This window comes from Brevibacterium iodinum ATCC 49514 (assembly GCF_900169265.1).
GTDB lineage: Bacteria > Actinomycetota > Actinomycetes > Actinomycetales > Brevibacteriaceae > Brevibacterium > Brevibacterium iodinum.
Window position 1 is genome coordinate 103,943 of record NZ_FXYX01000007.1, and the last position, 21,863, is coordinate 125,805.

The 21,863-nt window shown below is 64.9% G+C and carries 22 protein-coding genes, 1 tRNA gene and 1 pseudogene; 17 read left to right on the top strand and 7 right to left on the bottom strand.

All coding sequences use genetic code 11. From position 1 onward, the window contains the following. Positions 1–107 precede the first annotated feature (107 nt). From BI49514_RS07400 to BI49514_RS07425, 6 genes are read left to right on the top strand one after another with little or no spacing between them, the layout of a single operon-like run. Complete coding sequence (locus BI49514_RS07400; RefSeq protein WP_101545615.1) at positions 108–3,146, top strand: DUF4040 family protein; 3,039 nt, start codon at positions 108–110, stop codon at positions 3,144–3,146. Next, on the top strand, positions 3,143–3,475 hold the full coding sequence (locus BI49514_RS07405) for a sodium:proton antiporter (RefSeq protein ID WP_101545617.1): 333 nt from the start codon (positions 3,143–3,145) through the stop codon (positions 3,473–3,475). The genes BI49514_RS07400 and BI49514_RS07405 overlap by 4 nt, the downstream gene beginning before the upstream one ends. Next, positions 3,472–4,989, top strand: coding sequence for a monovalent cation/H+ antiporter subunit D family protein (locus BI49514_RS07410; protein ID WP_101545621.1), 1,518 nt, complete (start codon positions 3,472–3,474; stop codon positions 4,987–4,989). The genes BI49514_RS07405 and BI49514_RS07410 overlap by 4 nt, the downstream gene beginning before the upstream one ends. Further along, the gene (locus BI49514_RS07415; protein WP_101545624.1) at positions 4,989–5,363 is read left to right on the top strand and encodes a Na+/H+ antiporter subunit E; all 375 of its coding nucleotides are present in this window, start codon (positions 4,989–4,991) and stop codon (positions 5,361–5,363) included. The genes BI49514_RS07410 and BI49514_RS07415 overlap by 1 nt, the downstream gene beginning before the upstream one ends. Next, positions 5,360–5,620: a monovalent cation/H+ antiporter complex subunit F gene (locus tag BI49514_RS07420; protein WP_101545626.1), complete on the top strand. Its 261-nt coding sequence runs from the start codon at positions 5,360–5,362 to the stop codon at positions 5,618–5,620. Before BI49514_RS07415 ends, BI49514_RS07420 begins: the two co-directional genes overlap by 4 nt. After that, on the top strand, positions 5,620–6,009 hold the full coding sequence (locus tag BI49514_RS07425) for a cation:proton antiporter (protein ID WP_101545629.1): 390 nt from the start codon (positions 5,620–5,622) through the stop codon (positions 6,007–6,009). Before BI49514_RS07420 ends, BI49514_RS07425 begins: the two co-directional genes overlap by 1 nt. Positions 6,010–6,108: 99 nt before the next feature. Here BI49514_RS07425 and BI49514_RS07430 read toward each other — a convergent pair whose 3' ends face one another. Together BI49514_RS07430 and BI49514_RS07435 are read right to left on the bottom strand one after the other, a co-directional pair. Next, positions 6,109–6,831 carry an alpha-ketoglutarate-dependent dioxygenase AlkB gene (locus BI49514_RS07430; protein WP_101545631.1) on the bottom strand — a complete coding sequence of 241 codons (723 nt, stop codon included), beginning with the start codon at positions 6,829–6,831 and terminating at the stop codon, positions 6,109–6,111. A gap of 130 nt (positions 6,832–6,961) precedes the next feature. Next, entirely contained in the window at positions 6,962–8,173 is a 1,212-nt protein-coding gene (locus BI49514_RS07435; protein WP_101545635.1) for an NAD(P)/FAD-dependent oxidoreductase, read from the bottom strand. A 163-nt stretch (positions 8,174–8,336) separates the two neighbouring features. Between BI49514_RS07435 and BI49514_RS07440 the strand changes: the two genes are divergently transcribed. Both BI49514_RS07440 and BI49514_RS07445 read left to right on the top strand, forming a co-directional pair. Continuing rightward, positions 8,337–8,409 (top strand) — tRNA-Ala (locus BI49514_RS07440). Between the two features lie 16 nt (positions 8,410–8,425). Continuing rightward, entirely contained in the window at positions 8,426–8,782 is a 357-nt protein-coding gene (locus BI49514_RS07445) for a DoxX family protein (RefSeq protein WP_338063769.1), read from the top strand. Between the two features lie 54 nt (positions 8,783–8,836). Here BI49514_RS07445 and BI49514_RS07450 read toward each other — a convergent pair whose 3' ends face one another. From BI49514_RS07450 to BI49514_RS07465, 4 genes are all read right to left on the bottom strand, one after another. Beyond that, entirely contained in the window at positions 8,837–9,379 is a 543-nt protein-coding gene (locus BI49514_RS07450; RefSeq protein WP_101545638.1) for a YdeI/OmpD-associated family protein, read from the bottom strand. A gap of 108 nt (positions 9,380–9,487) precedes the next feature. After that, entirely contained in the window at positions 9,488–11,023 is a 1,536-nt protein-coding gene (locus BI49514_RS07455) for a 3-hydroxyacyl-CoA dehydrogenase NAD-binding domain-containing protein (RefSeq protein ID WP_101545640.1), read from the bottom strand. After that, positions 11,020–11,931: a beta-keto acid cleavage family enzyme gene (locus BI49514_RS07460; RefSeq protein ID WP_101545642.1), complete on the bottom strand. Its 912-nt coding sequence runs from the start codon at positions 11,929–11,931 to the stop codon at positions 11,020–11,022. The genes BI49514_RS07455 and BI49514_RS07460 overlap by 4 nt, the downstream gene beginning before the upstream one ends. Continuing rightward, the gene (locus tag BI49514_RS07465) at positions 11,928–12,884 is read right to left on the bottom strand and encodes a TetR family transcriptional regulator (protein ID WP_101545644.1); all 957 of its coding nucleotides are present in this window, start codon (positions 12,882–12,884) and stop codon (positions 11,928–11,930) included. Before BI49514_RS07465 ends, BI49514_RS07460 begins: the two co-directional genes overlap by 4 nt. Before the next feature lie 193 nt (positions 12,885–13,077). Between BI49514_RS07465 and BI49514_RS07470 the strand changes: the two genes are divergently transcribed. Next, positions 13,078–14,451, top strand: coding sequence for a pyridoxal phosphate-dependent decarboxylase family protein (locus BI49514_RS07470; protein ID WP_101545645.1), 1,374 nt, complete (start codon positions 13,078–13,080; stop codon positions 14,449–14,451). Positions 14,452–14,509: 58 nt separating this feature from the next. Here the strand turns inward: BI49514_RS07470 and yczE are convergent, their stop codons facing one another. Then, a complete protein-coding gene (gene yczE, locus BI49514_RS07475; protein WP_244195087.1) occupies positions 14,510–15,196 on the bottom strand; it encodes a membrane protein YczE in 687 nt (228 codons plus the stop codon). 117 nt (positions 15,197–15,313) lie between these two features. Between yczE and yczR the strand changes: the two genes are divergently transcribed. The 8 genes and pseudogenes from yczR to BI49514_RS16670 all read left to right on the top strand — a co-directional run. Then, entirely contained in the window at positions 15,314–16,792 is a 1,479-nt protein-coding gene (gene yczR, locus BI49514_RS07480) for a MocR-like transcription factor YczR (RefSeq protein ID WP_101545649.1), read from the top strand. Positions 16,793–16,833: 41 nt separating this feature from the next. Further along, positions 16,834–17,613 (top strand): YggS family pyridoxal phosphate-dependent enzyme, encoded by a 780-nt coding sequence (locus BI49514_RS07485; RefSeq protein WP_101545652.1) that lies wholly within the window; start codon positions 16,834–16,836, stop codon positions 17,611–17,613. A 59-nt stretch (positions 17,614–17,672) separates the two neighbouring features. Further along, positions 17,673–18,656, top strand: coding sequence for an arsenic resistance protein (locus BI49514_RS07490; protein WP_167443942.1), 984 nt, complete (start codon positions 17,673–17,675; stop codon positions 18,654–18,656). Positions 18,657–18,688: 32 nt separating this feature from the next. Next, a complete protein-coding gene (locus BI49514_RS07495) occupies positions 18,689–20,146 on the top strand; it encodes an AlkA N-terminal domain-containing protein (RefSeq protein ID WP_101545656.1) in 1,458 nt (485 codons plus the stop codon). A gap of 58 nt (positions 20,147–20,204) precedes the next feature. Next, positions 20,205–20,780 (top strand): methylated-DNA--[protein]-cysteine S-methyltransferase, encoded by a 576-nt coding sequence (locus BI49514_RS07500; protein ID WP_101545659.1) that lies wholly within the window; start codon positions 20,205–20,207, stop codon positions 20,778–20,780. Between the two features lie 92 nt (positions 20,781–20,872). Then, on the top strand, positions 20,873–21,289 hold the full coding sequence (locus BI49514_RS07505) for a helix-turn-helix domain-containing protein (RefSeq protein ID WP_101545660.1): 417 nt from the start codon (positions 20,873–20,875) through the stop codon (positions 21,287–21,289). Positions 21,290–21,294: 5 nt separating this feature from the next. Further along, a complete protein-coding gene (locus BI49514_RS07510; RefSeq protein ID WP_101545662.1) occupies positions 21,295–21,597 on the top strand; it encodes a transposase in 303 nt (100 codons plus the stop codon). After that, positions 21,597–21,863: pseudogene (locus BI49514_RS16670) on the top strand (IS3 family transposase); the annotation flags it as partial. The gene BI49514_RS07510 and the pseudogene BI49514_RS16670, both read left to right, overlap by 1 nt.

Consider the following 21,863-nt stretch of genomic DNA (forward strand, 5'->3'; position numbering starts at 1 on the left):
TAGTCTGAATCTTCGAAAGTCTGTGTTCTGCAGAACGCGCACCTTGCGATGAAGGATCAGTGAGTGAACGAACGATCACCTGTGCCTGCGGCCTTTGAGGCCCGGTCATGATCCTAACGCTAATCGCTCTGGCAGCCCTCGTGGTGCTCACTCCCGTCCTCACCCGTTTCGCGGGACGCGAGAGCGGCTGGCCGTTGGCGATCGGCTATCTCGGCGTGGCAGCCCTGTTCACTCCCACCGCCGCCGAGGTGATGGCCGGGCGGAATCCGGAAGTGTTCTACCCCTGGATTCCCAGCTTCGGGGTGGACCTGGCGCTGCGCGCCGACGGAATCGGTGTCGTGTTCACCTATATCGCACTGATCATCGGTGCGGTCGTGTTCATCTATTCGACGCGCTACCTCAGCCCTGGACGTAATACGAGCTTCTATTGGCTGATGGTGATCTTCACTTTCTCCATGGTCGCCCTTGTGCTCACCAACGATGTGCTCGTGCTGTTCGTGTGCTGGGAGCTGACGTCCCTGGCGTCGTTCTTCCTCATCGCCCGGTCCGGACCCCCCGGGCAGGCACCGGCCCTGCGGACGATGTTCTTCACCTTCATCGGCGGCCTCAGCCTGCTGGTGGCCACCGGAGTGATCATCGCCGTGACGGGGACGACGAACCTCGCCGAGGCGATCAGCTCCCCGGTGTGGGCGGGCCAGCCCGAAGTCACGACGCTCGTGGCTCTGCTCGTAGGCGTCGCAGCCATGACGAAGTCCGCTCAGTTCCCGTTCCATCCGTGGCTGCCCGACGCGATGGCCGCGGCCACCCCTGTTTCGGCCTATCTGCATGCCGCTGCCGTCGTCAAAGCCGGCATCTTCCTCATGCTTCGGTTCTCACCGACCTTCCACGCCACACCGGCATGGAATATCCTGCTCGTGACAGCAGGTCTCGTCACCGCTTGCCTGGGCGGCTGGTTCGCGCTCAACCAACATGACGTGAAGAAGCTCATGGCCTATTCGACCGTGTCCCAACTCGGTCTCATCACCGCGGTCATCGGGGTCGGCACCGAGGCAGCGATCGCAGCCGCCACCCTCCACGTCATCGCTCATGCACTGTTCAAGTCCGGCCTGTTCATGATGGTCGGCGTGGTCGACCACCTCGCAGGCACCAGAGACCTCGCACGGATTCCGAAACTCATGCGCACCGCCCCGGCGGCATTCACGGTGATGATCATCGGCTGTGCGTCCATGGCCGGGATTCCGCCGCTGTTGGGATTCGTGTCCAAGGAGGCTCTGTTCACTGCGCTGGGGGAGACCCCGGGCGGGCCCTGGGCCGGTTGGGTGGCTCTGCTCGTCGCCGTGGGGGCTTCGGTGCTCACCTTCGCCTACTGCGCGAAGACAGTCTGGGGCAGCTTCATCGACGGCCGCGAACCCGAGGAGCGTCGCATCCAGCGCGGTTCACCCGTCATGCTCATCGCAGCGGCCCTGCCGATCCTGGCGTCGGTGCCGCTGAGCTTTGTCCTCTACCTCCTCGACACCCCGCTCGACCAGGTGGTGCGGGCTGCGGTGCCGACAGCCTCTGAACACGTGCACCTGGCGCTGTGGCACGGATTCAACATCGAACTGCTCGCCTCCGGGCTCATCATCGTCATCGGCGTGTTCATCATCCTCCGCCGGTCACGCGTCTTCGTCTTCTTCCACAAGGCCACGCTGCCCTTCGACGGAGCCGATGTCATCGATTCGCTGACAAATACTCTCAAACGCCTGGGATATGGGCTCTCCGCCTTCGTCCGTCCCATGAACTCGGGCCCCTATCTCGCTCTGTCGCTGGGCGGACTGAGCGTGCTCGCCATCGGGGCCATCCCCGTCGTCTTCGCCGATTTGCCGCCGCTCCAAGCCAACCTCAGCCGTCCTGTCGACGTGATTCTGCTCATCCTCATTACCGTGGCGGTGCTCGTCCTGTGCACCTCGCATTCGCGACTGACCACCGTCGTGGCGCTGTCTGCCATCGGAATCCTCGCCACCGTGCAGATCCTGGCTCTCGGGGCCCCCGACGTCACCCTGACCCAGCTGCTCGTCGAAGCGATGACGATCATCGTCATCATGCTCGTGCTGCAGAAGCTGCCCCGGTCGTTCTGGAAGTACCCGAAGCGCAAGCAGACACCGCGGCTGATCCTCGCGATCATCGTCGGGGCAAGCGTGGCCGGACTCACTCTGGCGCTCAACGGTCGTCGGGAACGGTCCGACCTCGGCCTGTACTACCTCGACAAAGCCCCGGAGATCAGCGGTGGTAAGAACATCGTCAACACGATCCTCGTCGAGTTCCGTGCCCTTGATACCCTCGGTGAGCTGACCGTCCTCGGCATGGCCGGAATCGCGATCGTCGCGGTGATGTCGACGGTCAAGGACAAGTTCATCGACCCGCCGGCCGAGAACATCCCGGAGCCGCCGCGGCCGCCGTGGGTGTCGATCCGCCCCAAGGGCACCACTGCATACCGTGCCGTCCACGAGGCCTGGCCGAACGTCATCCCTCTGCAGCTGACCCTGAAGATCCTCGGCCCGCTGCTGGCGGTGAGCTCGCTGCTGATCTTCTGGCGCGGCCACAATTCCCCGGGAGGCGGATTCATCGCCGCCCTCGTCGGGTCTGCCGTCATCGGCCTGGCCTACCTGTCCACGCCGAAGGACCGGGCGATCGGTCCGCCGCGTGCGCCCCTGTACCTCATCGGCTCCGGAGTCGCCACAGCAGTGGTCACGGGAATCATCGGCCTCCTCTTCGCCGGTTCGTTCCTGCAGCCGATGCACACCGAATTCGCCGGTCAGCACTGGACGACATCGATGCTCTTCGACGTCGGAGTCTACTTAGCGGTACTCGGCCTCATGCTGCTCTCGTTCAACCTCCTCGGCGTCTCGGACTCCGCGGCCACACCGGCCGGGGACGATGTGCTCACCAACGGCATCATCCGCCGAGACGTCGAACGCACACGCGAACGTGCCGATGAGCTGCTCTACGGTGAGCTGAGCGGTCCGATGGAGGCCATCCGCGGAGAACGCCCCGAACGCAGCCGACGCCGCGGTGTCGAAGAGTCCGGAGAGGCGAAGGTGCGCGCGAATTCGACGCATATCCTCCACGGGGACCCACCAACCGACGGAGATGAGGAGGAAGCATGATCCTGGCACCGACGATCGGCGTCCTCACCACAGGCGGCGTCTACCTCATGATGCAGCGCTCCATGGTCCGGGGAGTCTTCGGTCTCACCCTCATCTCCCATGCCGCGAACTTCATCCTGCTCTCGGCCGGCGTCGGCGCGTGGAGAGGGGAACCTCTGGCCGGGCGCGGTGACCTCGCCGAGGCAGCCGATCCGCTGCCTCAGGCCTTCGTCCTCACTGCCATCGTCATCACCCTGGCAGTGACGATCTTCATGCTCGCCCTGGCTGTGCTCGGCCACGACGACGACCAGAAACGCAATCCTGAGACAGGGGAGGAGCGCGACTCATGAACTCCGCACTGCTTCTGCTGCTCATCGGCATCCCGCTTCTGGCCTCCGCGCTGAGCGTGCTCATCACCTCACGCACCTTCGACCGGCTGCTCCTGCTCGCCGTTCCTGTGCTCGTCGGCGGCAGCGGCATCGTCCTGCTCGGGGTGCACGCCTCGACCCCGGTGATCGCCCATTCGGTCGGCGACTATGTGCCCGGCCTGGCGATCGTGTTCGTCTCGGACACGTTCACCGCGCTCATGCTGGTGCTCACCTCGCTGGTCGCGTTCGTCAGCAGCCTGTTCCTGGTCTCCACCGGTGAGGACCAGTACAGATTCGTTCCGGCGCTCATCCTGATGATGCTCACCGGTGTCTACGGTGCGCTGCTGACCGGTGATCTGTTCAACTTCTTCGTCTTCGTCGAGGTGATGATGCTGCCCGCCTACGCACTCATCGCCGTCACCGGCACCTGGCGCAGGCTCGGCATCGGACGTCTCTACGTCATGGTCAACCTGCTGACCTCGACGATGCTGCTCATCGGCGTCGGGTTCGTCTACGGCGCCACCGGCACCGTCAACCTCGCCGTCCTGGCAGATCAGGGACGTCCGACCGGCCAAGCCGCGGTCGCTCTGGGCGTGGTGTTGCTCTCTCTGCTCATCAAGGCCGGCGGCGCACCCTTCCACGGGTGGCTCGTCCGCAGCTATCCGAACACCTCGGCGGGCATGATGTCGCTGTTCTCCGGACTGCACTCCAAAGTCGGGCTGTATGCGATCTACCGCATCTACACCACTGTCTACGGTGAGCCTGCACCGTGGGCGACCGCCATTCTCATCGTCGCGGTGGCGAGCATCCTCATCGGTGCGATCTCCGGATTCGGGCAGGTGCGGGTGCGCAATGTGCTCGGGTTCCAGATGACCGCAGGCGTGGGCCACATTCTCATCGGCGCCACCCTGCTGACCTCGGCGGCCCTCGGTGCCGGCGCCTTCTACATGATGCACCACATGATCACGATGGCAGGCCTGCTGCTCGTCATGGGCGCCGTCGAACAGACCTACGGCACCGGTTCCTTCCGCAAGCTCTCAGGACTCGCCTCACGGGAGCGGTGGGCGACCGTCCTCATGGTCCTCGGCCTCTTCTCCCTCGTCGGTCTGCCGCCGACCTCCGGGTTGTGGGGCAAGGTCGGCCTCGTCAGGGCCTCCACGGACGCCGGCGGCGGCTTCGGATGGGTCCTGGTCACCGTCATCGTCGTGGGCGCACTGATCAGTCTGCTGGCGCTTCAGCGCACCTGGCGCAACACTTTCTGGGGATCGCCGATGCAGACGTACCGTCCGGACTCGGCGGAGACCGGGCGTGCTCCGGCCGAACCGATCACGCGCAGCGTGCGCATCCCGGGCCGACTGCTGGTGCCCGCCACGATCATGATCGGGCTGTCCGTTGCGCTCTTCTGCTTCCCGGAGCCTCTGCTCGCCCTCACGCATCGGGCAGCCGAAGGTCTGCTCGACCACAGTGACTACATCGAGGCGGTGATGGCACCGTGATGCGACTCATCCACGGCATCTCCTACGTCGGCTTCATCGTCTGGGCGATCATCACGGGCTCGGCGACCATCATCTCCCGACTCTTCCGCAGCGACTACGCCCAGCCGATGATCGTCGAACTGCCGATGCGCTGCGCCACCGACCTCGAAGTCACCCTCTTCGCATCGTCGATCACCATCACTCCCGGCACCCTGGTGACAGCGATCGCCGCCGGCACGTCGACGACCCCGCCGGTGATCTTCGTCCACGCCCTGTTCGAGGAGTCGGAGGAATCCGCCCTCAATGGCCTCATCGATATGGAATCGCGACTGCTGGCCATGACCCGTGGACGGGCACCGGGACCACACGCCGATCCGCAGGGAGGACGCCCATGATCGTCATCGCAAGCATCTGTGCGGTCATCCTCGCCGCCGCCATCGTCATCGGGCTCATCCGCGTGCTCACTGCTCGCGACCAGGGCTCACGCGCGGTGGTCTCGGACCTCATCTACTTCTCGGCGATCGCCATCGTCACCATGCTCGGCATCACGGTGTCTTCATCGATCGTCCTCGATGTGATCTTCCTGTCGTCCATGGTGGGCATCCTCGCCACGATCGCTCTCTCCCGAATCCTCACGAGGGGGCACCGCTGATGAATGAAGCACTCGCCACGACCCTCGTCGGGATCTTCGGGATCACCGGCTCCCTGCTGCTGCTCGGCTCCGCTCTGGCGATGTTCAGGGTCCGTGATGCCCTGTCTCGGATCAATGTGTTCTCTCCGGCCACAGGTCTGGGCATGCCGTTCATCGTCATCGCGGCCTTCATCTACGACCTCTACGCGTCCGGGTTCTCCTGGAGTTCGCTGATCATGGCGGTCATCGCCGTGCTGTGCCTGATCATCGTGTCCTCGGTTGCGAGCAACACCCTGGCCAGGTCGGCGGTGCTGTCCGGACAGCCGGTGTTCCGGAAGACGTCACCGAATCGGCTGGCAGCGCCGCCTGAAGGGGTTGTCGACATCGACCCCGACGCGAAGGACTCCTGAGTCCGTCGTTCCCTGAGGGCGCCGATCGCTCGATACGTTCGCCTGCTCGTGTCCGTTGTTGTCGCAGTGGTGGGTCGCTCAGCCACGTGATCGCGTCGTTCAGTCCCGACCGGTCGTGCGTATCGTGATGTTGATCCTGCCCCCGCCGAGGTGGTCCAGCCGTCCCGCATCCGGTGCGGTTCCCGCTTGGATCGATCGGACCCCGTGATAGGCGAAGCGGGCAGGTCCGCCGAAGACGAAGGCGTCGCCCGACGCCAGGCGCAGATCGTCAAAGGGGCGGTTGCGAGACTCGGTGTTCCCGAACCGAAAAAGGCACGTATCGCCGAGTGACAGGGAGACGACGGGCGCGGGATCGAACTCGTCTTTGTCCTGGTGCATGCCCATCTTCGCGTGCTCGTCGTAGTAGTTCACAAGTGCCACATCCGGGTGGTAGCAGGCAGGATCGAAACCCCACGCGGCAGCGGATCCCGGGGCGAAATCCGCGGAGTCCTCGACGACCGTGACTGCCGACTGCAGAACCTGCCGACCCAGCCGGGTCATCCAATCGGGGAAAGGCAGCACCACCTTGTCGTTGACGTCGACGGCACGCCGGTGGTAGCCCCCGGGCTGCCAATGCCAACCCAGACCGATCGTCGTCACACTCATCGGATGGCCCGCGATCGTCGTGGCATGGGGTGGAACCGGACCGGACTGCCATTCGGCGTAGCGGGCGATGATCCACTGCTGCGCCTCGGAGGACAGGAAGCCTGGCACCCAGACCGCGCCGGGTACGACGATTGTCGGTCGGCGGTCGAAAGCCTCATCGGCGAAGAGCGAATCCATGCCTACCAGGATGCCAGAGACGGCAAGGAAACCGCGGGGTCGGGGACTGTCTGTCACCGACCCCGCGGAGTCATCAAGCGAGAGCTGAGCGGTCCGACTCAGTGGCGGTCGGACTCAGAGGCAGACCGATTCAGAGTTCGCCGACGGGCACCTGTTCGTCGGCGAGTCGATCGGCGGTGACGTTGTTGCCGATGAGTGCGCGGAGTTCGTCGCCATAGTCCCAGACATTGACGTTCATGGCTGCGGTGACCGTTCCGTCACGGTGCCAGAAGACGATGAACTCGCCGCTGGACTTGTCACCGCGGATGACGACGTCGTCCTCGGTTGCGCCGCGGCCGACGTATTCCATACCGAGGTCGAACTGGTCGGTGTAGAAGTACGGCTGCCAGTCGTAGGACTTGGTCCCTCCGCTGATCGTCGAGGCTGCGACCTCGGCCTGGCGCACCGCGTTGTCCCAGTGCTCGACGCGCAGACGTTCACCGCGCAGAGTGTTCTGCGCATTCGCAATATCGCCGATCGCCAGCACGTTGCCGTCCGACGTGCGCATCTGTTCGTCGACGATCACTCCGTTCTCGGTCGACAACCCTGCCGAGGATGCCAGGTCGATGGCGGGATCGGCGCCGATTCCGACCACCACGAGATCGGCCGGGACGCTTCCGGCGGACGTTTCGACGGCCTCGACCGCGGAGTCACCGGTGAACGCGGTCGTATCCGCGTTCTTGAGGAAGTTGACTCCGTTCTTCCGGTGCAGGTCCTCGAAGTATTCTCCAAGCTCCTGTCCGAGGACGGAGGAGAGCGGGGGAGCGTCGGTACGGAGGACGACCGTGACATCGCTGCCGTGGGACTTCGCCGCTGCCGCGACTTCCAGGCCGATCCAGCCGCCGCCGATGACCGCGACCTTCTTGCCGTCGCCGAACTGCGAGCGGATGGCCACTGCATCCCCGGCATCGCGGAGAGTGTGGATATTGCCCAGCTGGACGCCCGGGACGTCGAGTGTGCGGGGCACCGCTCCGGTCGCGAGGATCACCTGACCATAGGACAGTTCTCGTCCGTCCTCTAGGTCGACCGTCTGGGCATCCGTGTCGATGGAGGTCGCCGAGGTGCCGAAGAACGTCGACACGTTGTGAGCGGGATACCAGTCTTCGCCTCGGAGCGCCGAATCGGCAGGATCCGACCCTTCGATCATCACCTTCTTCGACAGGTCCGGCCGGTAGTACGGAGCCGCAGGATCGGCGCCGACAAGAGCGATCTGCGCCGTGTAGCCGGCGTCGCGCAGTGATTCGACCACGGTGCCTCCTGCGAGGCCTGCGCCGATGACGACTGTTCCGAATTCTTCTGCCATTGTCGGTCCTTTCGTAGAGGGGACTCTCTTTCGACTCTACTCGCCGGGATCAAGGGGCTCCACCGGATCCGCCCCAGGTGACAGGCCGTGCCGGTCGATCCCCGTTTGGGGCCGCGCGATTTTGGTCGAACGCCGGGAGCAGGCGTAAACTGAAACCGGAAGAGGGGCTTTAGCTCAGTTGGTAGAGCGTTTCGTTCGCAATGAAAAGGTCAGGGGTTCGATTCCCCTAAGCTCCACAAGAACGGATTCGGAATGACGATGAAGACGACGATCATGACCGGCATCCTCGGCCTGGCCGGCGTTGCCCACTTCTCCCGGCCCGCCCTTTTCGACTCCATCGTGCCGCCTCAGTTGGGCAACCCGCGCTTCTGGACCTATGCCAGCGGCATCGCTGAACTCGGCTGCGCGGGACTGATGGCGAACGCGGGGACACGTCGCCTCGGCGGCGCGGCATCCGCGGCGCTCATGGTCGGCGTCTTCCCTGCCAACATCTACACTGTGGTCAAACACTGGGACGATCCCAGGGGCCGGGCCATTGCTTTGGCGAGACTGCCGCTGCAGATCCCGCTCATCTGGGCTTCGGCCGCGATTGCCGCAGACACCGACTGAATCCTGCACCGCGATCAGATGCCTGCTACGCATGCCGATGAGGCGCGTGCCGGGTCAGGACAGCCCGAGCAGCTTTCCGCTCTTCGACAGTTCCGGATCCGTGCAGGAGGACAGGTCGAAACAGCAGGGACGACGTTTGCCCGACTCGAGCTTCGAGATCGCGACGTCGACACGACGAGCACGCGTATCCGCGTTCTTCGTCGCCTTGATCCAGCGCACCCATTCCCACCGTGCCATCGGAGTCAGGCCGGACCACACATCGTCGAGACCGCCGGCAGAATCGAGCGCGGTGCGGAGGTCCGCGGGAACCGTGACCTCCGGCCAGTCCTTCGTCGGCGTCAGGCCGACCTCGACCGCCGTTCCCTCTTTCGCACCGAGCTTCTTCCACTGGTCCTCATCAAGACTGATCCAATGGCCGCGAAGGCCATCGGGTTCGACGACAGTGCTGAATTCCGTGCCGTCGAGGGTGCCGGTGACGGCCACCTGCCCGCGGGAGGGCAGCTGATCGCTGGCGTCCTGGGGCAGGCGCAGAATCGGACGGTCGGCCAGCAGCTCGGCGGTCGCAGTGAACGTGACGTCGGCAGTCGTGGTGGTCATGATGACTCCTCATGGAACGGATTCGGGTCCGGATAGTCGGCTTCGACTGAAGCGATGACTTTAAGAATAGCGGCCCGAGTCCGGGCTGACTTCTCGATTCCTGACGAGTCAGTCGATCGAGCGACCTACCCACTCCGGACGCTCCGCGACGACCTGAGAGATCCGCTCGGCCACGGTGTCCGGGAAGGGCACGACGCGATCCGTGGTCTGATCGACGTGGAGGGCCATGATCTCCTCGGTGGACACGAGCCGGTCCCCGACATACATCTCATAGGCCAGGTGCAGCTTCTTCTCTGCGGCACTGACGAGGCGCGGGACGACGGTGAGTCGGTCGCCGAGAGCCGCCTCGTCGAGGTAGCGGATATGGGATTCGACCGTATACAGGGACGCCTTCTGGGATTCTCGGTAGGCGGCATCGAGGCCGAGCTGATCCATCACCTGGTCGGTCGCGAATCCGAAGACGAGGACATAGAAGGCCTCGGACATGTGACCGTTGTAATCGATCCACTTGGGCACGACCTCAGTGCTGTACGTGCTCAGCTTCGACGCCGAGGCGGTCGCCGCCGTCGGTGCGGAGGACGGGGGAGCAGAAACCGCGGCGGGGGATGCCGGGTGCCCCGAAGTGCCGTCCGCCGACTGGGCTTTGCTGGAGTCTGGCGTGGCGTCCAACTGCGCCGTGAGTCGACGCAGGGCGATGATTCCGGCATCACGATGAGCCACGAGGTCGGCAATGGAGCGTTCACCGGCTTCGATATCGCAGCCGGCCACGACATCATCTCGCAGCTGCTGGCTGAGCTCGGGAGCGGTCAGGCGCGTCCACGGGGACTTCAGCGACGGACCGAAATGGTCGAGCATATGCGCCATACCGCCCTCACCGCCGGCGAGGTGGAACGTGAGCATCGGCCCCTGGAACGGCCAACGGAGACCCGGACCATCGGTGATCGAGCGGTCGATCTGCTCGACCGTGGCCTCGCCCTGCTCGACCATGTACAGGGCCTCCCGCCACTGTGCCTCCTGCAGTCGGTTGGCGATGAAGCCGGGGACTTCGCGGTCCATGCGGATGACGGACTTGCCGATGTGGGTGAAGAAGTCTGCGGCCCAGTCGACAGCGGCGGCCGACGTGGACTTTCCGCCGACGACCTCGACCAAAGGGAGGAGGTAGGGCGGATTGAACGGATGGCCGACGACGAGCCGTTCGGGGTGGGCCGCCTCGGTGGCCATCTCGGTCATGCTGTAGCCCGAAGTCGACGAACTGATGACGATGTTCGGTGGGCAGACCTCGTCGATCTGGGCGAGGAGACCACGCTTGAGTGCGAGATCTTCGGGAGCGGACTCCTGGACGAACCCGGTGCCCGCGACCGCCTCGGCGAGGTCGGTGTGGATCGACCACGCGGTTCGGTCGGCGCCTGCGACCATGTCGAGTTCGGCCAGGGCCGGCCAAGCCGCGTCGAGGAGTCGATTGAACTTCTCGCCGGCATCCGGAGCCGGATCCCAGATCTTCACCCGGTACCCCTGGGCGAGGAAGTACGCGGCCCATCCACCGCCGATCGTTCCGGCGCCGATGCAGGTGATGGAGCCGATCGCATCGAAGTCGGGGAAGACCGGCGAGCTGGGGGCGGGCGCGGCGTGGGTGGAATCGTTCACAGATCGTCTCCTGTGATGGTCGGTGTCTGCACGCGCAGATCGAGGATCTCGCGGGCCTCATCGGGGGTGGCCACGGACGAGCCGAGGCTTGTGATGATCTCGACGGCGCGAGCGGTGAGATCGGCGTTCGTGGCTTTCACTCCCTTGGACAGATAGAGGTTGTCCTCGAGTCCGACGCGGGCGTGACCGCCGGCGAGCACGGAGTGGGCCACCCACGGCAGTTGGTTGGCGCCGATGGCGAAGGACGTGAACTGCGCACCCTTCGGCAGCATGTTCACCATCGCCGCCAGCAGTCCCGGATCGGCAGGGGCACCATAGGGGATGCCCATGCACAGCTGGTACAGCGGCGGGCCGTCGATGAGTCCCTCTTCGACGAGGACGTTGGCGAACCACAGATTTCCGGTGTCGAAGATCTCCAGCTCGGGACGCACGCCAAGGGTCTGGATGCGTTTCGAGCCTTCGCGGAGCATGTCGGGGGTCGAGACGTAGAGGTTCGATCCGTCGCCGAAGTTGAGGCTGCCGCAGTCGATCGTGCAGATCTCGGGCAGCAGCTCCTCGACGTGGGGGAGACGGTCGAGGGCGTTGACGAGGTCCGTGCCGGGCATCGTGGTCAGCGGATCCTGTGGGTCGATGACGAGGTCGCCGCCCATTCCGGCGGTGAGGTTGATGACCGGGTCGACATCGGAGGCGCGGATGCGGCGGACGACTTCGCGGTAGTAGGCGACCTCCCGTGAACCCTGTTTGGTCTCGAGGTCGCGGACGTGGATGTGGACGACCGATGCTCCGGCGCGGGCCGCCGCGATGGCATCGTTCGCGATCTCCTCGGGGCTGACGGGAACGTGTTCGCTCCTGCCGGTGGTGTCTCCGGCTCCTGTGACAGCACAGGTGAGGATGACCTTGCGGTTCATGATGACTCCTTCAGTCGATCGGTGGATGTATCGGTTGTGTGTTCTGTTGTGGTCGGGAGCAGGATGGCGCGGCCGAGGTAGGACCGCAGCCGCAGCGAGAGGGTGTCGGTGTCCATCACTCCGGTGAGCACCTTGACGCCGAGGCCGTCGAGCAGGGAGGTCAGCTCATCGGTCATGGCGCGCGGATCACCGGCTCGGAAGCAGCCGGTCCGCTGACCGTCCTCGATCGTGGACTGGACGGTGCGCGACCAGCGTTCGTAGCTGGGCGGATAGTTCGTCAGTGTCGAACCTTCCAAGGCCATTCGGGCCCAGGCCTGCAGCCAGATCGACCATTCGCCGCGTTCCGTTCGCCCCAGCGGGGACTGCAGCTTCAGCAGGCGTTCGAGCCTCTGTGCCGGGTCCGCAATTTCATCAAGCCACGCGATCTGACGGTCGAAGGCGAGTTTGACCGAATAGTCGAGAGCGGCGTCGAAGAGGTCGGATTTGTTTGCGAAGTAGTAGTGGATGCTCGGGGCTGAGACTCCGGAGGCGGCCGCGATATCGGCGATGCGCACGGCGTCGAAGCCGTGCCGGCCGAACAGCGTCCATGCCGCTTCGGCGATGCTGCGCTTGGGAGTCGCATCCTCGTCGCTGTCTGGAACGGTCGCCGTGTTCGGGGGAGGAGCGGAGACCTGTGACTCGTCCCCGAGCAGCCACCGGACGGTCACGCCGGTGGCGGTGGCCACGCCGAGGAGCTCATCGGCGGTGAACCGGCGGCGACCGGACAGCGCCTTGGACAGTTTCGTCTCGTCGATGCCGATGGCCGCGGCGATCTTGCGCTGTTTGAGCCCCGATCGCCGGATGGCCTCCCGGACACGGAGTCCGGTGGCCTCGGAGCTCCGGCTGTGCTCGGAGCTCTGGTCGTCCTCGCGATGGGGATTATCCTCGGTGTCGGACGTCTGCGCACCATTCATGAGGTCGAACCTACCTCAGCATCGAGACCTGTCGCAAGGAAATATGAATAATAGTCAGAACTTGCGATTTGCGGTCCGGGCGAGGAATTCGTGTTGATCCGCACCGTCCGACCCATCACAAACCGGTTCTCTGCGGATAGTCTCGTTATCGGTGGGCGATCCCCACCCCCATCGACCGCCCCGAGGAGCACCCATGACCGACAGTCTTCATTCCCGCATGCACGTCGTCTCCGATGAGACCCGAAACCTCGTGAATCTCGTGCTCGAGTACTCGCGCCGTCGGACTCTGGCCGAGGACACCCCGCTCGACCATCCGACTTCAGAGACCGAGCTGCGTCGACTGGCCGGGCCCACCGTCACCGAGGAGGGGCTGGGGTCGGCTCGAGCGCTGGCGATCTTCGAGCACATCTTCGCCCCCGCCTGCATCTCCACCGACCATCCGAAGTATCTGTCGTTCATCCCCAGCGCCCCCACGAAGGCGGCGGTGGCCTTCGACCTCGTCGTGTCCGCCAGTGCCCTCTACGGTGGTTCGTGGCTCGAAGGTGCCGGAGTCGTTCACGCCGAGAACGAGGTCCTGCGCTGGCTGGCCGGAGAGTTCGGGCTGCCTGCAGGCGCCGGAGGGGTGTTCGTCCAGGGCGGGACGATCGGCAACCTGTCTGCCCTCGTCGCCGCCCGCAACGCACAGAAGGAGAAGCTCGGTGAGACTCGGCCGGGACGTTGGGTGATTGTGTGCAGCGCCGAGGCGCACTCCTCGGTCGCCTCTGCGGCCGAGGTCATGGATGTCGATATCGCACCGGTGGCCACCGGCGACGACGGGATCCTGCGCCCGGAGGGGGTGCGCGAGGCTCTGGTCGAACACGGGGATGCCGTGATTGCGGTGGTGGCCACCTCGGGGACGACGAACTTCGGCACCATCGACGACATCGCCGGCATCGCCGCACTCAAGCACGAGTTCGACTTCTGGCTCCACATCGACGGCGCCTACGGTCTGGCCGCGATGCTCTCACCTCAGGCACGTCACAAGTTCGCCGGAGTGGAGATGGCCGATTCGCTCATCGTCGACCCCCACAAATGGCTCTTCGCCCCCTTCGACGCCTGTGCGCTCATTTACCGCGACCCGAATTCGGGACGGCGAGCGCACACGCAGAAGGCCGAGTACCTCGACACGCTCACCGATGCTCAGGACTGGAGTCCGTCGGACTTCGCCATCCAGCTGACGCGTCGGCCGCGCGGTCTGCCGCTGTGGTATTCGCTGGCCAGCTATGGTGCCGAAACCTACCGGGAGGCGATCGGCCATTCGATCGATCTGGCCCGTGAGATCGCCACGGAGATCAAACACCGCGAGCATCTCCGGCTCGTGCGCGAACCCGAGCTCTCGGTCGTCGTGTTCGAACGCGACGGGTGGCGGCGTTCGGATTATGACGCATGGTCGGATCGTCTGCTCGAGGACCAGCGGGCCTTCGTGGTGCCGAGCTCGCATCAGGGGCGGCCGAATGCCAGGTTCGCGATCGTCAATCCGCTGACCACGTTCGACGACCTCACCGACATCCTCGATTCGATGGAGTGAGTGTCGCGGTCGACGTTGGGTTTCTCTGACCTGACGGCCGCGCAGGGGTGACGGTCGCTCAGTCTTCGGGGGCATGCTCGGTGGTGGTCGTCGGCTTCGATCGGGGGCGGAGTTCGACGATGAAGGCCGGAAGGAGCGCTTGGGTGATCGGACCGATCCCCAGCGCATAGAGGACCGTGCCGACGCCGACGACTCCGCCGAGCAGCCAGCCGATGGCGACGACGCTGACTTCGATGAGGGTGCGCACCAGCCGGATCGATCGACCGGTCACGCGGGAGAGGCCTGTCATCAGTCCATCGCGCGGGCCCGGCCCGAATTGGGTTCCGATGTACATCGCCGAGGCGGCCCCATTGAGGACGACGCCTGTGACCATGAGCGCGATGTTCCATCCGAGTTCCTCCGGTCGGGGCAGGAACAGGCGGGTGAGGTCGAGCGCGGGGCCGACGAGGAGCGCGTTGAGGATCGTGCCGATGCCCGGCTGCTGGCGCAGGGGGATCCAGATGAGCAGTACGAGGAACGCCAGAATGGTGACGATGGTCCCGAAGGTCAGCGGCACTTGGTTCTGGATGCCGGAGTGGAGGACGTCCCACGGCATCATGCCCAAACCGGCATTGACCATCATCGCCATCGAGGCACCGAAGAGGTAGAGGCCGAGAATCAGCTGGGGGAGGCGCCGCCACAGCCGTCCGCCGCGCAGCTGTGCGATGGGACCGACGTTGGCCAGCTGACGTTTCGGTGCTCTCATCTTCGTCATCCGGGGGCTTTCTGAGGAGTGCGATCACAGGGACAGATCCATCTTGACCCAAATTGGTATTGTGCGAAATAGCCACTTGCTGGAAAGTGGCCCTATGAGGTCAGAATCATGAGCACACCGGTCCTGGGAGCGAAACGACTCGTCGGCATCATCGGAGACGGTCCGTGGAAGGCGCCGGCTTTCGAATCGCTGGCCGCCGCGGTGACCGCTGCCATCACCGACGGCCGGCTTCCGGTGGGAGTACGGCTGCCGAGCGAACGCGAACTCGCAGCCGCGATCGGTCTGTCGCGGACGACGACTGGTCGCGCCTACGCCCAGCTGCGGGAACAGGAGTTCATCCTCACCCGCCGCGGTTCCGGCAGCGTCGTCCAGCTTCCCAGCGTCCCCGGCGGCCGCATCGACCACCTGCTCTCACCTGCCGGCGCCGACGAGGCGGAGATCGACCTCACCTGCACGGCACCGGTCGCGGCGCCGGACATCCTCGGCGCCTACGACCGGGCACTGTCACGTCTGGGTGCCTACCTCCCGGGCACCGGTTACTATCCGTCCGGGCTTCCGGTGCTGCGCGAGATCATCGCCGACCGCTACACCAGGCGGGGCGCACCGACCGACCCCGACCAGATCCTCATCACCTCCGGGGCCCTCGGCGGGGCGGCCATCGCCGTCCGCGCCCTCCTCGACGGGGCCGCGCGCCTCGGCGGGACTCGGTCGACGTCGCGAGTGCTCGTCGAAAGCCCCACTTACCCGAATGCGATCGCCACACTCGAAGGCGCGGGTGCGAGTCTCGTGACCTACCCTGTCGAGTTCGGGCCCCAGGGGCACCATTGGGACATCGACGCCATGGACCAGCTCATGGGGCAGATGCGTCCGCGCAGCGCCTATCTCATCCCCGACTTCCACAATCCGACCGGCGCCCTGCTGCGCGAAGCTCAACGCAGCGATCTCGCGGAGGCTCTGAGGCGGCATCGAGTCGTGCCCGTCTTCGACGAATCCCTCGTCGAACTGGGGCTGGAGGAGGGGCCGACGCCCACTCCGATGTCCGCCCTGATCTCCGACTCGGTGACGGTGGGCAGCGTGAGCAAGATCTATTGGGGAGGGCTGCGCATCGGATGGATGCGCATTCCCCGCCACAGGGTGGACCACTTCGCGTCCTCCCGACTCGGGCTCGATCTGGGAGCGCCGGTTCTCGAACAGCTCGTCACGGTCGAACTCATGGCCGACCACGAGGCGGTCGTCGCCGAGTGCCGCACTCGGCTCAGAGCCGCCCGTGACATGCTCGCCGCGCAGGTGAGGTCATGGGTGCCCGAGTGGAAGCTCATCGTCCCCTCCGGTGGTATGGCGCTGTGGGCCGAACTGCCGGAGGCGCGGTCCGGGGTGCTCTCGATCGCTGCCAGGAACCACGGACTCCGCCTCGTCGCCGGGCCGAACTTCGCTCCGGCCGGTGGACTCGATCGTTGGGTGCGCCTGCCCTATACGGTGACGAAGACCGAACTGGAACAGGTCGGGCCCAGGTTGGCCGCCGCCTGGGAGGAGGCGAAGTCGATGGCTGGACGGGGACCGACCAGTCGGGCCCGCATCGTGGCGTGAACACCACGTGCAGGGGCGGAGAACCTGAGTACGATGAAAATATGGGAGACGACAGCGGACTCAGTCATGATGAACAGTATTCGACGGCGACGACCGTTGAGGAGTTCCGAGCCAATATCGCCGAGGTGGAGCGCCGGATCGCCGCTGCCGCCGAACGCGCCGGCCGGGAACGGACCGAGGTCGAACTGCTGCCCGTGAGCAAAACCGTTCCCCAGGAGCGCATCCGCCTGGCCGTGGCCGCCGGCTGTGCGAAATTGGGCGAGAACAAAGTGCAGGAAGCCCACCGCAAATCCGAGGAGATGGCCGATCTCGACATCAATTGGGCCGTGATCGGGCACCTCCAGTCCAACAAAGCCAAGGACGTGGCGAAGTTCGCCGGCGAATTCCAAGCTCTCGACCGGCTCAAGGTTGCCCGAGCACTCGATCGCCGGCTCCAGGCGGAAGGCCGCAGCCTCGACGTTTACGTCCAGGTCAACACCTCCTCCGAAGACTCCAAATTCGGCATGCCGCCGGAAGAGCTTCTCGGCTTCCTCGGAGAACTGCGATCGTTCGACTCCCTCAAGGTCCAGGGCCTGATGACCTTGGCCATCTTCTCCTCGGACATCGACCGCGTCCGTCCCTGCTTCGAGCTGCTGCGCGGTCTGCGCGACCAGGTCCGCGAGGCCGATCCGGATCTCCTCGGCCCGGGCCGGCTGTCGATGGGCATGTCCGGTGACTTCGAGGTCGCCATCGAAGAGGGAGCAGACTGCGTGCGCGTCGGTCAGGCCATCTTCGGCAGACGGGCGCTGCCGGATTCCCACTACTGGCCCGAAGCTGACTGATAGGGCGATTCGTCGTGCCTGCTCCTCCTCGTCCGCAGTCCGGACGTGACACACCCCGTGTGCAGAAGAGTGCGGACGCCATCCGCAGCTCCTCGGTGCAGACGCTCTGGTGGTTCGGCGGCGCTGTACTCGGGGTTATCCTCGGTGTCGGTGTCTCCGGTTTCGCCGCACTGGCCGAAGTAGCACTGACCCCGTGCCTCATCGGCCTGCTCTTTCTCACGTTCCTCGACATCCCCTTCGATTCGGGGCTGCGCGCGGTGCGCGACCTGCCTCTTCTCGCCGTGACGGCAGCTGTGAACTTCCTCATCGTCCCACTGGTCGTCGCCGGTCTCATCGCCGTCTTCGACATCGCCGATCCGCTGCTGCCTGCCGTGCTCATTGTGCTGCTGTGCCCGTGCATCGACTATGTCATCGCGTTCACGCGCGCTGCCGGGGGTGCCGCAGATCGGCTTCTGATGCTCACTCCCGTGCTCATGATCGCCCAACTGGTGTTGCTGCCGGTGATGCTGTGGGCGGTCTCCGGAGGTCGGCTCAGCATCGATCTGCCCGTTCGCCCGCTGGTCGGCGCGCTGGTGCTGTTCATCATCATTCCGCTCACCGCCGCAGTCATCGTTCGTCTTCTTGCCCGCCGTGCTCCACGACTGGGACGGCCTCTCGCCGTGACCACACGTCTGATGGACCCGGTCATGGCGCTGACCCTGCTCGTCATCACCGCCTCCGTCACCCCGCTGATCGCCGGATCTGCCGGACACTTGGGGACCGCGGCCATCGTCTTCGCGCTCTTCGCCGTCGTCATGATCATCATCGGTTGGATCGTCACCCGAGTTTCCCGCCTCGGTCCCCAGCGATCTCGTGCCGTGATTCTGTCCGGCGTCACCCGCAATTCCCTGGTCATGCTTCCGATCGTGCGTGCGATCACCGGTGAGGAGATCGGTCCGGCAGGCGTCGTGACACAGACCCTCATCGAACTGCTCGTGGTCATCGTCCTCGTCCGCGTGCTGCCTCGTCTGGTGCCCGATATTGCCGTGACCGAAAACCGCTAGTAATCGGTCTTCTCTGCGCGGACAATAGAACTATGTTCACGTCCGACCAGTGCTATCAGGCAGTCACCTCCCGGGACCGACGCTTCGACGGGATGTTCTTCACCGCGGTGCGCACGACCGGGATCTTCTGCCGGCCGTCCTGTCCGGCGCGGACGCCGCGGCGGGAGAATGTGGACTTCTTCGTCACGGCCGCGGCCGCGGCAGACGCCGGATTCCGGGCCTGCCGCCGGTGCCGTCCCGACGCCAGTCCGAATTCCCCGCAATGGGACACCCGCGGAGACATCGTAGCGCGAGCCATGCGCCTCATCCGCGACGGTGTCGTCGATCGCGGGGGAGTCGACACCCTCGCCGCGGAACTCGGCTACAGCACTCGTCAGCTTGGGCGCCTCATCCATGCCGAACTCGGCGCCGGACCCCTGGCGTTGGCGCGCACGGAACGGGTCCGGACCGCACGGACGCTCATCGAAGCCACCTCGATGCCGATGAGCGACATCGCCTTCGCCGCCGGCTTCTCCAGCATCCGCCAGTTCAACGACACCTTCCGCGCGATGTACTCGATCAGCCCACGGCAGCTGCGAAGAGCGGGTGCCGAGCAATCGGTGACCGAGGAACTCGTCCTCAGACTGGCCTACCGGCCGCCGTTCGACTTCGCCCATCTGCTCGAGTACCACGCTGTGAGAGCCGTGGAGGGGATCGAGCACATCTCGGACGGCGCATATACCCGATCGATGCGGTTGGCTCACGGTCCCGCAGTGATCACGGTGCGGCAAGGGGAGGGGGACTTCGTCGACTGTCGTCTCCGGCTGGCCGATACTCGTGACCTCGGAAGCGCGGTCGCTCGGGTCCGGCGCCTCCTCGATCTCGATGCCGACCCCGAGGCGATCGCCGAGACCTTGAGATCCGCGGGCCTGGAGCGTCTGGTCGACGAGTATCCGGGAATCCGTTCGCCGGGCCACAGCGACCCCGTCGAACTCGCGTTACGGACCGTGCTCGGGCAGCAGATCTCTCTGGCCGCAGCCCGAACTCATTTGGAACGCCTCGTCGCAGGAGCCGGAGAATCGCTGCCGAAGGAGCTCAGCCTCGTCGGGGTCGATCGGGTCTTTCCCACGGCCGAGACGATCGCTGGACTCCCCGCATCCGACTGGGCTCTGCCGGCCAGCCGGATCCGGACCATCCACGCCCTGTCGGTCGCTTTGGCCGACGGCAGTGTGGAACTCGGCGCCGGCAGCGACCGCGAGGACGCGAGCCGGAATCTCCTGGCACTGCCAGGAATCGGGCCGTGGAGCAACGGCTATATCCGCATACGTGCGCTCGGCGATCCCGATGTCTTCATGGACACCGACCTCGGCGTGAAGAAGGCTCTCGCCGATCTCGATGACGCCTCAGGAGTCGCCTGTGGTTGGAAGGAGATCGCGATGAACTGCAGCCCCTGGCGCTCGTATCTCACACACCTCCTGTGGGCTCATCACGCTCGCAGCGCAGAAACCTGACCGCGACACCGAACGCAACAGACGACCGTTGACTCACCTATACGAAGGACACACAGACATGACCACGTCGACTCAGACAAAGACCCCATCCGACGCCACACCGGAACTCAACGCCACGATCGAGCTGCCGGACGCCTCGGCGCCGGTGTACACGACGATCCTCGACACGGAACCGGGGCCGATCCTGCTCACCTCGGACGGCGCCCACCTCACGGGGCTCTACCTGGAGGTCTCCGAAGCGATCGATGCCCGGCTCGACAGAGCGTTCGGCGTCGAAGCGACTCCGGAACACGATCTGGAGATCTTCCACCGCACCGAGGCGCAGCTGGGGGAGTACTTCGCAGGCAAGCGCACCCAGTTCGACCTGCCGTTGGCAGCGAAGGGAACCGAATTCCAGCGCTCCGTGTGGCAGGCACTGACCCAGATCCCGTACGGCAGCACCGCCGGCTACGGAGAACTGGCCGAAATGCTGGGACGGCCGGGTGCGGCACGTGCCGTGGGCGCTGCCAACGGAAAGAACCCCATCAGCATCATCGTTCCCTGCCACCGAGTCATCGGCGCGGACGGATCTATGACCGGATACGCATGGGGAGAGGAGAAGAAACGCACCTTACTCACCCTCGAATCCCCCTAATTGCTACCTGACGGGGGCCTAGATACCTGGAGTGGAGTGGTCCCCAAAAGTTGGACTGTGATCAACACAAGCCAACTTGAAGGGACCATTCCATGCGTAAGGACTGTCTGATCACAGACGAACAAGCCAAAGCCGCGATCGAACTCTTCGACCAAGGGCACGGCTATGCCTCGACAGCCACGATCCTCAACGTCCACAAACCCTCACTCAAGCCCCTCCACGACCGGTGGCTGGTGCGTGGAACAATATCGGTCATGGAACCGCACCAGCGCCGCCGGATACCGGCAGAGACGAAGATCGCGACTGCGAAACGGTATCTCGATGGCGAACACAAAGTCGTTTTAGCCAAGGAGCTTGGCCTGGCCTCCTCGCGCACCGTGGTTGATTGGGCGAAGAAATACCGGGACAAGGGCGAAGACGCGTTCGCGACACCGCCGCCGGCCAAAGGCAAGACGGGACTGCTGAAGGTTTGGTTGACTTCACGACTGGATAAATTCCAGGAAGGATAGAAGTCATGCCAAAGATCTACACCGATGAGTTCAAGCAATCAGCGCTCGAGCTCTTGGACGATGGAATGACCCAGAAGCAGGTGTGTGCCGACCTCGGTATCTCGAAGTCAGCTCTCCAGGCCTGGGTGCGTGACTCGCGGCTACGCGAGCACGGACTCGAGCCCTCCCGTGGTGTCGAGGAGTCACGCGCCCAGGCGGCAGCGCTGAAACGCATTCGCGAGCTCGAGCGTGAGAACAAGATCCTCCGCGAGGCCGCAGCGTACCTCTCGCAAGCGAACTTGAAGCTCGGTGGCCATCACCCAAAATGATGTACCCGCTGGTCCTTGACCTTGCTGCCACCGGGGTGCCGGTGGCAGTGACCTGTCGGGTGCTCGGCTTTACCAAGCAGGGGTTCTACAAGTGGTGCGCTCATCCGGTCTCAGCTCGGGACTGGGACGAGGCACATCTGATCAATGCCGCCTACGACGTTCATACGGACGATCCTGAGTTCGGGCACCGGTTCATCGCCGATGAACTCCACGCCGCGGGTCTGCAGACGTCAGAGCGTCGTGTGTGGCGATTGTGCTCGCAGCAG